This window comes from Paracoccus sp. ME4 (assembly GCF_046736325.1).
Taxonomy (GTDB): domain Bacteria; phylum Pseudomonadota; class Alphaproteobacteria; order Rhodobacterales; family Rhodobacteraceae; genus Paracoccus.
In genome coordinates this window covers 51,925-65,495 of sequence record NZ_CP151279.1, presented here as the reverse complement: position 1 = coordinate 65,495, position 13,571 = coordinate 51,925, and the positions used below count along the sequence as shown (strand labels likewise).

The 13,571-nt window shown below is 70.9% G+C and carries 11 protein-coding genes; 2 read left to right on the top strand and 9 right to left on the bottom strand.

The features are described from left to right. Positions 1-42 precede the first annotated feature (42 nt). The gene (locus AACG61_RS19785) at positions 43-642 is read right to left on the bottom strand and encodes an HAD family hydrolase (RefSeq protein WP_411840471.1); all 600 of its coding nucleotides are present in this window, start codon (positions 640-642) and stop codon (positions 43-45) included. A 145-nt stretch (positions 643-787) separates the two neighbouring features. Between AACG61_RS19785 and AACG61_RS19780 the strand changes: the two genes are divergently transcribed. Then, positions 788-2,968 carry an FAD-dependent oxidoreductase gene (locus tag AACG61_RS19780; RefSeq protein ID WP_411840470.1) on the top strand — a complete coding sequence of 727 codons (2,181 nt, stop codon included), beginning with the start codon at positions 788-790 and terminating at the stop codon, positions 2,966-2,968. Further along, positions 2,965-3,570, top strand: coding sequence for a CDP-alcohol phosphatidyltransferase family protein (locus AACG61_RS19775; protein ID WP_411840469.1), 606 nt, complete (start codon positions 2,965-2,967; stop codon positions 3,568-3,570). The genes AACG61_RS19780 and AACG61_RS19775 overlap by 4 nt, the downstream gene beginning before the upstream one ends. Before the next feature lie 12 nt (positions 3,571-3,582). Here the strand turns inward: AACG61_RS19775 and AACG61_RS19770 are convergent, their stop codons facing one another. From AACG61_RS19770 to AACG61_RS19735, 8 genes are all read right to left on the bottom strand, one after another. Further along, positions 3,583-4,650 carry an FAD-dependent oxidoreductase gene (locus AACG61_RS19770; protein WP_411840502.1) on the bottom strand — a complete coding sequence of 356 codons (1,068 nt, stop codon included), beginning with the start codon at positions 4,648-4,650 and terminating at the stop codon, positions 3,583-3,585. 72 nt (positions 4,651-4,722) lie between these two features. Continuing rightward, positions 4,723-6,525, bottom strand: a complete 1,803-nt coding sequence (locus tag AACG61_RS19765) for a dipeptide ABC transporter ATP-binding protein (protein WP_411840468.1) — start codon at positions 6,523-6,525, stop codon at positions 4,723-4,725. A 1-nt stretch (position 6,526) separates the two neighbouring features. After that, positions 6,527-8,308, bottom strand: a complete 1,782-nt coding sequence (locus AACG61_RS19760; RefSeq protein ID WP_411840467.1) for a gamma-glutamyltransferase family protein — start codon at positions 8,306-8,308, stop codon at positions 6,527-6,529. Between the two features lie 16 nt (positions 8,309-8,324). Next, on the bottom strand, positions 8,325-9,185 hold the full coding sequence (locus AACG61_RS19755) for an ABC transporter permease (protein ID WP_411840466.1): 861 nt from the start codon (positions 9,183-9,185) through the stop codon (positions 8,325-8,327). Continuing rightward, the gene (locus AACG61_RS19750; RefSeq protein WP_411840465.1) at positions 9,182-10,129 is read right to left on the bottom strand and encodes an ABC transporter permease; all 948 of its coding nucleotides are present in this window, start codon (positions 10,127-10,129) and stop codon (positions 9,182-9,184) included. Before AACG61_RS19750 ends, AACG61_RS19755 begins: the two co-directional genes overlap by 4 nt. A 55-nt stretch (positions 10,130-10,184) precedes the next feature. Then, entirely contained in the window at positions 10,185-11,693 is a 1,509-nt protein-coding gene (locus tag AACG61_RS19745; RefSeq protein ID WP_411840464.1) for an ABC transporter substrate-binding protein, read from the bottom strand. Positions 11,694-11,714: 21 nt separating this feature from the next. Next, complete coding sequence (locus tag AACG61_RS19740) at positions 11,715-12,452, bottom strand: FadR/GntR family transcriptional regulator (protein ID WP_411840501.1); 738 nt, start codon at positions 12,450-12,452, stop codon at positions 11,715-11,717. A 241-nt stretch (positions 12,453-12,693) separates the two neighbouring features. After that, positions 12,694-13,566: a LysR family transcriptional regulator gene (locus AACG61_RS19735; RefSeq protein WP_411840463.1), complete on the bottom strand. Its 873-nt coding sequence runs from the start codon at positions 13,564-13,566 to the stop codon at positions 12,694-12,696. Between the last annotated feature and the right edge of the window lie 5 nt (positions 13,567-13,571).

The following is a 13,571-nucleotide window of genomic DNA, read 5'->3' as shown; positions in this document are numbered from 1 at the left end:
ACGCAGCATTCCCCAGCCCGCGGGGAATGTCGATGCCGTGCCTTACAGCAGGCCGCGCGCGGACAGATCGCGCTCCAGCCCGGCCGCATCGACGAAGTGATGCGCCTCCATCCCCGCGGCGCGTGCGCCCGCGACATTGGCCGCACTGTCGTCGATGAACAGGCATTGCCCCGGCGCGACCCCGGCCTTCGCGCACAGGCGCGCGAAGATCTCGGTGCCGGGCTTGGCCACCCCCTCGATCCCCGAGACCACGGTGACGCCGAAGGCACGGGTCAGGCGCGGGTGGGTGGCCAGGCCGATGGGCCAGGTCTCGGCCGACCAGTTGGTGATCGCGTGGATCGCGTGGCCGCGGGCGCGCAGCCGCTCCATCAGCGCCCAGCTCTCCTCGATCGGCTCGCGGATCGAGGCGGCGTGCCCGTCCAGATAGGTCAGGAACAGCGCCCGGTCACCCGCATCGGGAATGGTCGCGGCCAGATCGGCAAAGGTCTCTCCGCCATCGGCGCGCAGGTTCAGCGCGCGAAAGCCGATCCGCTCCAGAAAGGCCGGAACGGCGTCGGGCCCGCCCAGATGCGGGGCGAAGGCCGCGTGCGGGTCCCACCGGACCAGCACGTTGCCGATGTCAAAGACGATGGTGTCGATCATGGTGCCTCCGGGCTGTCGCGCCCCGCCCGGACCGGGGCGGCGGTGCTGCCGCAGGCTTAGCCCGCGCGGGCGCGCGCCTCAATCCCGGTGCGCTGCGACGCCATGGTCGGGTCGGGACGGTTGCGGCGGGGCGTGCTTCGGTGCGATGCAGGGCGGGCCATGCCGGAAAGGAGACCGCGTGACCACGCGCCTTGCGCCCATCGCCCTTGTCGCGGCCCTCCTGCTGATCCTGTGGGCGGGCTGGGCGGTCGACATCGACCCGGCCGCGCTGCGCGCGCGGCTGGAGGCTGTCGCGGCGCTGCGGCAGGACCGCCCGGTGCTGGTGGCGGGTCTGTTCGCCGCGGCCTATGTCGCGGTGACGGCGCTGTCGCTGCCCGTCGCGGTCTGGATGACGCTGGCGGCGGGGGCGCTGTTCGGGTTCTGGGCGGGGCTGGCGATCGCCTCCTTCGCCTCGGCCATCGGGGCGGTGCTGGCCTTTCTGGCGGCGCGGCACCTGCTGCGCGACCGGCTGCGGGCGCGGTTCGGCGTGCGCCTGCGCGGGATCGAGGCGGGACTCGCGCGGGACGGGGCCTTCCATCTGTTCTCGCTGCGGCTGATCCCGGTGGTGCCGTTCTTTGCGGTGAACCTGCTGATGGGGATGACGCCGATCCGCGCGCGGACCTTCTACTGGGTCAGCCAGGCCGGGATGCTGCCGGGCGCCGCGGTCTATGTGAATGCCGGCACGCAGCTGGCGGGTCTCGACAGCCTGTCGGGCATCCTCTCGGGGCGGGTGCTGGCCGCCTTCGCGCTTCTGGCGCTGTTTCCGTGGCTGGCGCGGGCGGTGCTTGGCGCATGGCGGCGGCGGCGCGCGCTTGCGGGCTGGACCCGCCCCAAGCGGTTCGACCGCAACCTGGTCGTGATCGGCGCGGGGGCGGCCGGGCTGGTTTCGTCCTATGTCGCGGCGGCGGCGCGGGCACGGGTGACGCTGGTCGAGGCGGGGGCGATGGGCGGCGACTGCCTGAACCGCGGCTGCGTGCCCTCCAAGACCCTGATCCGCAGCGCGACCCTGGCCCATCAGATGCGCCATGCCGGACGCTACGGGCTGACCGACACGGTGCCCGATATCCCGTTCCGCGCGGTCATGGCGCGGGTTGACGCGGTCATCGCCCGCATCGCCCCGCATGACGGCGTCGAACGCTACCAGGGTCTGGGCGTCGAGGTCCTGCAGGGCCATGCGCGCCTGATCGACCCCTGGACGGTCCGGATCACCGATGCCGCGGGAGCCGTCCGGGACCTGACCACGCGGGCCGTCGTCATCGCGACCGGGGCGCGGCCGGTCCTACCGCCGCTGCCGGGGCTGGACCGGGTCGATCCGCTGACCTCGGACACGCTGTGGGACGCGCTGCGCGATCAGGACCGCGCGCCGCCGCGTCTGGCGGTGCTGGGCGGCGGGCCGGTCGGCTGCGAACTGGCGCAGGCCTTCGCGCGGCTTGGATCGGCCGTCACGCTGATCGAGCGGGCGCCGCGCCTGCTGATGCGCGAGGATGCCGAGGCCGCGGCCCTGGTCACCGCGTCGCTTGCGGCCGACGGCGTCACGGTCCTGACCGGCCACCGGGCGCGCGCCTGCGGCGACGATGACGGGCGCTGGATCGAGGTCGAGGGCGATGGCGGCCCCCGCCGCATCGGGTTCGACCGGATCATCGTGGCCACGGGCCGCCGCCCGCGGCTGGAGGGGTTCGGCCTGGAGGAGCTGGGGCTGCTCACGGGGCAGGGCCTTGCGGTGAACGACCGGCTGGAGACGCGCCTTCCCCATATCCTGGCCGCCGGTGACGTGGCGGGACCGTTCCAATTCACGCATCTGGCCGCGCATCAGGCGGGGTTCGCCACGGTCAACGCGCTGTTCGGCGGGCTGCGGCGGTTCCGGGTCGATCAGCGGGCGATCCCCTGGGCGGTCTTCACCGATCCCCAGATCGCCCGCGTGGGCCTCTCCGAGGCCGAGGCCCGCGACCAGGGCATCGCGGTCGAGGTCACGCGCCACGACCTGGCCGGTCTGGACCGCGCCATCGCCGACGGGGCGGCCCAGGGCTTCGTCAAGGTGCTGACCCCGCCCGGCCGCGACCGCATCCTGGGCGTCACCATCGTGGGCGCCGCGGCGGGCGAGATGATCGCCGAATTCGTGCTGGCCATGCGGCACGGGCTGGGCCTGAAGGCCATCCTGAACACCATCCACATCTATCCTGGCTGGTCCGAGGCCAACCGCGCCGTCGCCGGAACCTGGCGGCGCGCGCATCTCTCGCCGCGCCTGCTGGCCCTGGTCGACCGCTATCACCGCTGGAGGCGCGGATGATCGACGCCCCCCTGCAACCGCTGCTGCGCGCGGTGCTGCACCCGCCGGCCGTGCTGCTGGCCCGGCGCGGCATCGGGGCGGATGCGATCAGCGTCGCGGGTTTCGCGGTGGGGCTTCTGGCGGTCCCGGCCCTGGCTCTGGGCTGGTGGTCGGCGGCGCTGGCGCTGATCCTGGCGAACCGGATCCTGGACGGCTTGGACGGTGCGGTGGCGCGCCTGCACGGCCCGACGGATCGCGGCGCCTTTCTGGACATCGCACTGGACTTCGTCTTCTACGCGCTGGTGCCGGTGGGGTTCGCGCTGGCCGATCCGGCGGCGAATGCGCTGCCGGCGGCGGTGCTGATCGCGGCTTTCGTGGGCACCGGGTCGTCCTTTCTGGCCTTCGCCGCCGTGGCCGCGCGGCGGAGCACGCCGCCGGGGCGGTTCCGGGCCAAGGGCATCCACTATCTGGGCGGGCTGACCGAGGGGTTCGAGACGATCGCGGTCTTCGCGGCCATGTGCCTGTTCCCAGACCATTTTCCCGCACTGGCCTGGGTCTTTGCGGCGGCCTGCGGGGTCACCACGCTGCTGCGCTGGCATCAGGGTTGGACGACCTTCCGGTAAGGCCGGGAACGCTCAGTCCTGAAGGCGCGCCATGAAGCGCCGGTCGATCCGGTCCTTCCACCGCCAGACCCAGGCCCCGTGCAGCGTGACACCCCGCCATTCGGCCAGCGCCACCCGCCCGCCCAGGGCGATGATGCGCAGGTGGTCGCGCTGCGGGTGATGGGGCCAGAGCCGCCCGCCCGTGGCCGCGGCGATCAGGTTCGCCGCCAGGATCGGCGCCTGCCGCACCGCAAAGACCCCGGCCTTGGGGCGGGGCGCGTGCATCATCGCCGCGCAGTCGCCGACCGCGAACAGGGTCGGGTGCCCCTCGACCTGCAGGGTCGGGGTGACGCGGATGAAGCCCGCCGCGTCAACGGGCAGGGTCCGGGCGGGCCAGTCCTGCGCCCGCGCCCCAGCGGTGCCGATGGTCAGCGCCGCCGCGATGTGGCGCCCGTCGGTCAGCACCACGCCATCGGCCCGGACCGCCGCGACGCGGGCCTGCGGGATGACGCGGACGCCCGCGCGGGCCAGCGCGGCGGCCAAATGGCGGCGGGTCCGGGGCCGAAGGGCGGAACCTATGACCGGCCCCGCCTCGATCAGCGTGACCGGGTCCAGGCCGCGATGGCGCAGCGCCAGGGAGATCTCGGCCCCGGCCAGCCCCCCGCCGATCAGCACGGCCGAGGCGGCACCCGCCAGGCGCGCCTCCAGCCCGTCGATGGGCTTGGCGGGCACGCCGTGGCGGGCGAAGCCGGGGATCTCGGGCATGGCCGCGTGGCTGCCCAGATCCAGCGCCGCCAGGTCATAGGGCAGCACCCGCCCGTCGGCCAGCGACACGCGCCGCGCCACGGGGTCCAGACCGCAGACCCGGCCCTGCACGAAGTCCAGCCTGTGCCGCGCCGCAAAGCCGCAAAGGTTGGTGCGCATCCGGTCGGGTGCGTAATGGCCCGCGATGGTGCCGGGCAGCATGCCGGAATAGCGCGCCTCGGCCCCGGCATCGACCAGCGTGATCGCCGCCCGCGGCAGCCCCGCCCGCAGGGTGCGCGCCGCCAGCAGGCTGGCATGGCCCGCGCCCAGAAGCAGGATCCGGGGATCGTCCGCCATCGTCACGCCCGCCCTCCTGCGGCTGCGCGTCCATCCGTCCATGTGGCGGGCCCGGAGGTCAAGCGGTGCCCGTCACACCATCACGAAATGCCGGTCCGAGACCTGTCGCCAGTCGCGGGCGGGCGGTTCGAAGCCGATGGGCCGGACGGGGCTCTTCAGCTCCTCGACCTGCATGGCGCGGCGCAGGCCCCGGCGGGCGGGGTCGGGGACCGGCACGGCGGCGATCAGCTTCTTCGTGTAGGGATGCTGCGGGTCGGCAAAGATCGCCTCGCGCGGGCCGATCTCGACGATCTCGCCCAGATACATCACCGCGACACGGTGGCTGACGCGTTCCACCACCGCCATGTCGTGGCTGATGAACAGATAGGCGATGCCGAGTCGCTCCTGCAAGTCCATCAGCAGGTTGCAGACCTGCGCCTTGATCGACACGTCCAGCGCGGACACGCTCTCATCGGCCACGATCACCTTGGGGTTCAGGCCCAGAACCCGCGCGATCGCCACGCGCTGGCGCTGCCCGCCGCTGAATTCATGCGGATAGCGGTCCAGCATGGACCCGTCCAGCCCGACCTGGGCCAGCAGCTCTGCGGCACGCTCGCGCGCCTCGGCCCGGCCGGCCAGCCGGTGCGCCAAGATCGGTTCGGCCACGGTCTGACCCACCGTCATGCGCGGGTTCAGGCTGGAGAACGGGTCCTGAAAGATCATCTGCCCCGACCGGCGCATCCGGCGCAGATCGGCCGGGCCGGCCCTGAGCACATCGAACCCGTCCAGCGTCACCTGACCCGATTCCGGTTGCACCAGCCGCAGGATCGACCGACCCGTGGTCGATTTCCCGCAGCCGGATTCGCCCACCAGCGACAGCGTCTCTCCCTGCCACAGATCAAAGCTCAGATCCTCGACCGCGTGAACCTTGCCCGTCGGGCGGCCCAGAAGGTCCGACCCCGCGGCAAAGCGCGTCACCAGGTTCCGGACCGACAGGACCGGGGTCGCGCTGCGATCGACGGTGTCCACCACCGCGGGCTGTGCCGCGATCGCACCGCTGGCCATGTCGACCTTGGGAAAGCGCAGCGGCCAGGGCTGGCCCGCCATCTGCCCAAGCCGCGGCACCGCGGCCAGCAGCGCGCGGGTATAGGGGTGGCCCGCATCCTGGAACAGGCCCGCGGTGGTGCCGGTCTCGACGTGATCGCCGCGGAACATGACCACGGTGCGGTCGGCGATCTCGGCGACCACGCCCATGTCATGGGTGATGAACAGGACGGCCATGCCCTGCTCCTCCTGGATCTCCTTGATCAGGTCCAGGATCTGGCCCTGGATGGTCACGTCCAGCGCGGTCGTCGGCTCGTCCGCGATCAGCAGGCGCGGGCGCGCGGCCAGGGCCATCGCGATCATCACCCGCTGGCGCATGCCGCCCGAGAACTGGTGCGGATAGTCCCTGATGCGCGCCGCCGCATTGGGGATGCGCACGCGGTCCATCAGGCGCAGAACCTCGGCCGCGACCTCATCGCGGGGCACCTGGCCGTGGCGGATCAGCAATTCCGCGATCTGGTCGCCCACCGGAAAGACCGGGTTCAGCGAGGACATCGGTTCCTGAAAGATCATCGCAATGTCGTTGCCGCGCACCCGGCGCATCTCCGGCTCGGAAAGGCGCGTCAGGTCGCGCCCGCCCAGGAGGACCTGTCCGGTGACGCGCGCGCGCTTGTCCAGAAGGCCCATGATCGCCAGCGACGTGACGCTTTTGCCCGATCCGCTCTCGCCGACGATGGCCACGGTCTCTCCGGGTGCCACGTCGAAGCTGATGTTGCGCACGACCTCCTTCATCCCGTCATCGGTGGGGAAGGAGACCGACAGGCCGCGCAGGCTGAGGATGGGATCCGTCATCCTACCGCCCCGCCGCATAGGCCTGCATCAGCCGCGGCGTCGCGGCCGCGCGCAGAAGGCCCTGCGCATCGCGGCTGGCGGCGGTCAGGCGGCCGATGTCCCAGGGGCCGGTGACGGTCACGTCATGGCCGCGCCGGCGCAATTCGTCGATGGTGGCCTGGCCCACGCGATCCTCGATCAGCATGCCGCCCGGTGCCGCGGTGCGCGGGTGGAACGAGGCCGGGAAATGCGTGGAATGGAACAGTGGTGCGTCGATGGCCGCCTGCAGGTTCGGTTCGAAATGGACATGGCGCAGGAAGAATACCAGCTGCCACTGGTCCTGCTGGTCGCCGCCGGGCGTGCCGAAGGACAGATGCGGCACCCCGTCGCGCAGCGCCAGCGACGGCGTCAGCGTGGTGCGCGGCCGCCGTCCCGGTGCCAGCGACGTGGGCAGGCCGGGCTGCAGCCAGAACATCTGCGCCCGGCTGTTCAGGCAGAAGCCCAGCTCCGGGATGATCGGCGACGACTGCAGCCAGCCGCCCGACGGCGTGGTGGACACCATGTTCCCCCACCGGTCGATCACGTCGATATGCACGGTATCGCCGCGCTTTTCCGAGAGATGCGCCATGGTCGGCTCATAGACCGCGCCCTTGCCCAGCCCGTCCAGCAGCGACAGGGTGCGGGCGCGCTGATCCTCGAACCCCGGCACAGTGCCGGGGCGCAGCTCCAGCGACGCGCGGTCCCCGATGAGCGCCCGGCGATCTGCGGCATAGGCGTCCGACAGCAGCGCCTCCATCGGCACGTCGTGCATCAGAGGGTCGCCGTAATAGACCTCGCGGTCGGCGTATGACAGCTTCATCGTCTCGATGACGGTATGGACGAAGTCGGGGCCGTTCGGGTCCATCGCGGCGATGTCGATGCCCTCCAGGATCTTCAGCCCCTGCAGCAGCACCGGCCCCTGACCCCAGGGCCCGGTCTTGGCGATGGACCAGCCGTGATAGTCGGCCCAGGTCGGCTCCTCGGTCGTGGCGGCATAGCCTGCCATGTCGTCGGCGCTGAGAACGCCGCGATGTTTCGCCCCGCTGCCGTCCATCACCTCGGTTTCCTTGCAGAACCGGTCGATCGCCTCGGCCACGAAGCCGCGATAGAAGGCGTCGCGCGCGGCCTGCACCCCCGCCTCACGCGTGGGGGCGCCCTCGGAGGCTTCGACGATGCGGCTGTAAGTGTCCGCCAGCGCTTCGTTCCTGAACAGCGCGCCCGCCTGCGGGGCCTGCCCGCCGGGCAGCCAGGTCGCGTGCGAGGTGGGCCATTCGGCGGCGAAGAAATCGGCCAGGCCGGCGATGCTGTCGGCCACGCGGGGCAGCATCGGATGGCCGTGGCGGGCATAGTGGATGGCGGGGGCCAGGACCTCGGCCACGCTCATCGTGCCATGCTCCTGCAGCATCAGCATCCAGCCGTCGAAGGCGCCGGGGATGACGGTCGCCAGCAGCCCGTTGCCGGGGATCAGGTCGATCCCCTCGGCGCGGTAATGCTCGATGGTGGCGCGGGCGGGGGCGGGGCCCTGGGCGCAGATCACCTGGGTCTTGCCGGTTTTCGCGGAATGGATGATCGCGGGCAGATCGCCCGCCGGGCCGTTCAGATGCGGCTCGACGATCTGCAGCACGAACCCCGTGGCGACGGCGGCGTCGAAGGCATTGCCGCCCTTCTCCAGGATCGCCATGCCCACGGCGGTCGCGATCCAATGGGTCGAGGTGACGACGCCGAAGGTGCCGGTGATCTCGGGGCGGGTGGTGAATTGGGTCATTGCGACTCCTTGAAAATCAGTGTTCGCGCGGGTCCAGCGCATCGCGCAGCCCGTCGCCGATCAGGTTGAAGCCGATGACGACCAGAAAGATCGCGGCCCCCGGCCACCATGCCATCCAGGGCGCCTGCGTCAGGAAGTTCTTGGCCACGTTCAGCATCGACCCCCAGCTGGGCGCAGGTGCCTGCTGGCCCAGGCCCAGGAAGGACAGCGAGGCCTCGGCGATGATGGCGGTGGCGATGGTCAGCGTGGCCTGCACGATGATCGGAGGCACGATGTTCGGCAGGATGTAGCGGCCCATGATCGCCATGTGACCCAGGCCGATGGCGCGGGCGCCCTCGACGTAATCCTCGGTCTTGACGGACATGACCTGCGCGCGCGTCAGGCGAATGAAGATCGGCATGGCCGACAGGCCGATGGCGATCATCGCATTGGTCAGGCTGGGCCCCAGGAAGGCTGCCAGCGCGATGGCCATGATCAGGAAGGGCATCGCCAGGAGCGCATCGGTGAAGCGGGAGATGACGGTGTCGGTCCAGCCGCCGAAATAGCCCGCGATCAGCCCGATGGGCACGCCGGTCACCACCGCGATGGCGACCGAGATCACCCCCGCCATGAGGGACGCCTGCGCCCCCCAGATCATCCGCGAGAGGATGTCGCGCCCGATATCGTCCGACCCCATCCAGTATTCCGCCGAGGGCGCCTGGCGGATCGCGGTCCAGCTGGTGGCTAGCGGGTCGGCGATGGGCAGGATCGGCGCGGCCAGCGCCAGGAGGACGAAGAAGGCCACGATGACGCCGCCGACCAGGGCCGCGCGGTTGCGGCGGAACTTGCGCCAGAAGCGGCTCTTGGCGCGGGGGGCGGGCATGTCGATGGCGGTCATAGGGCGGCCCTCATGCGGGGGTTCAGCATCACCGACAGCACGTCGGCGATCAGGTTCATCAGCAGGAAGCCCACCGCCGTGCACAGCACCACGCCCTGCACCACGGCATAGTCGCGGTTGAAGACCGCATCGACGATCAGCTTGCCGAAGCCGGGGATGGTGAAGATCTGCTCGGTCAGCACCGCACCCGCCAGCAGTTCCCCGAAGAGCAGCGCGGACAGCGTGATCACCGGGAGGAGCGCATTGCGGAAGCTGTGCTTCAGCACCACCTGGCGGCCGGTCAGGCCCTTGGCGCGCGCGGTGCGGATGTAGTCGGCCGACAGCACGCCCAGCATGGACGATCGCGTGTGCCGCATCAGCGTCGCGGCCAGCCCCGTGCCCAGCACGAAGGCGGGCATCACCATCGTCTCCAGCGACCGGACCGGATCGACGAAGATCGATTCATAGCCCGAGGCCGGCAGCCAGCCCAGATTGACCGAGACCAGCAGGATCAGCATGATCCCCAGCCAGAAGTTGGGGATCGACAGGCCCGACAGCGCCACGATGTTGGCGGTCCAGTCCATCACGCCGCCCTTGCGGATGGCCGCGATGATGCCCGCCGGAATCCCGATCAGCGCCGCGAAGATCATCGCCATCACGGCCAGCTGGATCGTCACCGGCAGCTTCTGCAGGATCAGCTGGGCCACCGGCTCTCCGGTGCGCAGCGAGGTGCCGAAATCGCCGGTCAGCACGCCGCCCAGCCAGTGCAGGTACTGGATCGGCACCGGGTCGTCCAGGTTCAGCTGCTCGCGGATGCGGGCCAGGGTCTCGGGGTCGCGCTCCTCTCCGGCCATGGCCAGGACCGGGTCGCCCGGCAGCAGCATCTGCAGCCCGAAGACCAGCATCGACACGATGAGCAGCGTCGGCAGCGCGATCAGGATGCGCTTGGCGATATAGATCAGCATGGGGTTCCTTTCGCCGCAGGCCCGGACGCGGGGTCGCGCGTCCGGGCCGCGGGGGTCATTCGGCCAGCGTGACGTCCTGCAGGCGGATCATCCCGTCCGGGAAGGCGGTGAAGCCCTGCACGGCCTGATCCAGCGCGAAGATGTAGGTCTGGTGGCCCAGATAGATCACCGGCAGGTCCTGGTTCAGGATCACCCCGGCCTCGTCATACTTCTCCTTGCGGGCGGCGGGGTCGTTCAGGGCGCGGGCCTCGTTCAGCAGGCGGTCGACCTCGGGGTTGCAGTATTTCGGGTCGTTGATGCCGCCCTCGCAGGTGACGAACTGATGCAGGTTCCCGTCCGGATCGGGACGCCCCGACCAGTCCGACCGCGACAGCTGGAAGTTGCCGGCCGTCTGCTCCGACAGCAGCGTGGCGAATTCGGTCGCGCGCAGCGACACGTCGAAGCCCGCCTCGGCCACCATGGCCTGGATCACCTGCATCATCTGGGTGACGACGGGGGTGTTGGCGTGCTGGATCTCGACCGCGACGCGGTCCTGGCCGGCCTCGGCCAGCAGGGCGCGGGCGGCCTCGACGTCGCGGGCGGGGACGGGCAGGTCCTCGTTGTACCAAGGCGAGGTCGGGGGGAAGGGCTGGTTGCCGGCCCGCGCGGTGCCCTCGAACACCACCTGGTTCAGCGCCTCGCGGTCGATCGCCAGCGAGAAGGCCTGCCGCACGCGCGCATCCTGCCCCATCGGGGTCTGGGCGCGTTCGCCATTGGCGATGTTGGCATAGATGCCCATGTAGCCCAGGCCCACCGCCTCCTGCATCTGCAGGTTCGGATCGTCGCGGACCGAGGCCACGTCGGTGGCGGCGATGCGTTCGACGATGTCCAGCTCTCCGGAACGCAGGTTGGCCAGGCGCACGGTCGTGTCCGGGATCGGGCGATAGGTCACGCGCTGGATGTTGATGCGGTCGGCGTCATAGTAATCCTCGAACTTCTCCAGCACGATGCGGTCCTGCTGGATGCGTTCGACGAACTTGAAGGGGCCCGAACAGACCGGGTTCTGGCCGAAATCGGCGCCCGCCGCCTCGGCCGCGGTGGGAGAGACCATCATGCCGGCCCGGTCCGACAGCTGCGCCAGAAGAGAGGCGTCGGGCGCGGTCAGGGTGAAGGTCACCTGCATCGGCCCCGTGGCCTCGATCCCCGCGACCGAGGACAGCTCGGACTTGCGCCGCGATTCGGGCAGCGTCATCGAGCGTTCGATGTTGGCCACCACCGCCGCCGCGTCGAAGGGCGTGCCGTCATGGAAGACCACGCCCTCGCGCAGGTTCATGACCAGCTGCAGCCCGTCCTCGGACCAGCTCCAGTCCGTGGCCAGCATCGGCACGAAGTTCACGTCGGCATCGACATCGACCAGCTTGTCGCACAGGCCCGCATAGACGATGCGGCCCACGAAGGTGCGCGACTGCGCGGGGTCCAGGATGTCGGCATCGTCGCTCAGCCCGATGCGCAGCTCCTGTGCTGCGGCGGGCAGGGCGGTCAGCAGGGCGGCAAGCGCGGTGGCGGTCCAGAGGTGTCTGGTCATGGCAGGTCCTTCCTGTTGGGGTCACGCAAGGGCCGGTTGGTCCGGCCGTCCGGTGTCGATGGGGGGCAGGTCGCCGGAGCCGAGGCGGACCAGCTTCTCCTGAAGCATGAACAGATGCACGCGCATCTGTTCGGCGGCCGCCTGCGGGTCGCGGGCGGCGATGGCGTCGATGATCGCGCGGTGCTGCGCCACGGGCAGGGCGTGGCCCGCCAGCCCGCCGCGGGCGCGCTCGCGTACCGCCTGCCAGGCCGCGTCCTGGCGGATGCGGTTCACCATGTCGAACAGCGACAGGAACAGCGCGTTGCCCGCGGCCTCGGCGATCTGGCGGTGCAGGGTGCCGTCCCACAGCTCGCCCTCGTCCGCGTCCAGGCATTGGGTGATGCGGTCGGCCAGCTCGTACATGCGGGCAACCTGGGCGGGCTTGGCGCGCAGCGCGGCCAGGGCGGCCAGCTGCGGCTCGATGCGCAGCCGCACCTCCATGATCTCCAGGAAATCGGTCGCGCCAACGGGCAGGGCGGGCGGGGCGTCGGCATCGGGGGCGCCCACGAAGGTGCCGGCGCCCTGGCGGCGGGTGATGCGTCCCTCGGCCTCCAGCACCTCCAGCGCGCGACGGATGGCGCGGCGGCCCACGCCCATCTCCTCGGCCAGCTGGCGTTCGGTGGGCAGGCGGGTGCCGTCGGGTCCGGCCGCGCCGTCCAGATAGGCCCGAAGCCGCTCCAGCGCATAGGTCGAGGTGGTGTTCGGCATGTCGGTCGGGATCATCGAGGGCACCGGAATCAGGCGAACCAATTTCTTATTGGTTCATCGTGCCACATTTCCGTCACCGTTCAAGACCGCAAATGAAACTTTGCTAAAATTGAGGGGGTATGGACGAAATATTCCCTTGCCTGACGCGTTGCGCAGCATCGCGCACCGCGACCTTTCCGAACCATTCCAAGGCAATGGTTTGCCCCTGCCGCATTTTTCGGCGGTCCGCGCACGGGGTGCGGGCAGGTCCGGTTCAGCGGGCCAGGATCTCGGCCAGGAGGGGATTGGGAAAGCGGCGCTGCAGGGTGACCGCCAGAAAGGTCTCGGCGATGCCATCAAGGCGCGCGGCCTCCCGCAGCAGTCCCGACTGCAGCTCGTCGCGCACGACGATGGGTGGGATGACCGCCAGGCCGGCATCGGCGCGTGCCAGCAGACGGATCATCGCCATGTCGTCCACCTCGGCCGCGATGGCCGGGGTCAGGTCCAGCCGCGCGACCAGCGCATCGAACGAGGCGCGGATCGCGGTCTCGCGCGTGGGCAGGATCAGGGGCTGCGCGGCCAGCAGGTCGCGCAGGGCCGCGCCGGGTCGCCCGATGCGGGCGGGCGTGCCGATCAGGCCCACGGGCTGTTCGTCCAGCCGCTGAACCAGCCAGGGGCTGGCCGCGTCGCGCGCGGGCGCGAGGTTCGTCAGCACGATGTCCAGCGCCAGCCCCTGCAACCCGCGCAGCAGCTCCTCCTGCGAGCCCGACCGCAGGATCACCTCCACGTCGCCGCGCGCGACCAGCGGGCCCAGCACCTGCATCTGGAAGTTGCGCGACAGCGTGGCCAGCGCCCCCACCCGCAGCGCGCGCCGCGCCCGGCCCGTGTCGCGCAGCGTCGCGGTCAGGTCGTCGGCGGTGCGGAAGATCGCCTCGGCATGGTCCAGCGCGATGCGCCCGGCCTCGGTCAGGACCAGCCCGCGGCCGCGCCGTTCGAACAGGTCCTGGCCCAAGGAGGCCTCCAGCGTGCGCAGCTGCGTCGACAGCGCCGATTGCGACAGGTTCAGCGTGCGGGCGGCACCGGTCAGCGTGCCGTCGCGGGCCACCGCCCGGAACAGGCGCAGGTGGTGCAGGTTGATCTGGGCCATCGTTC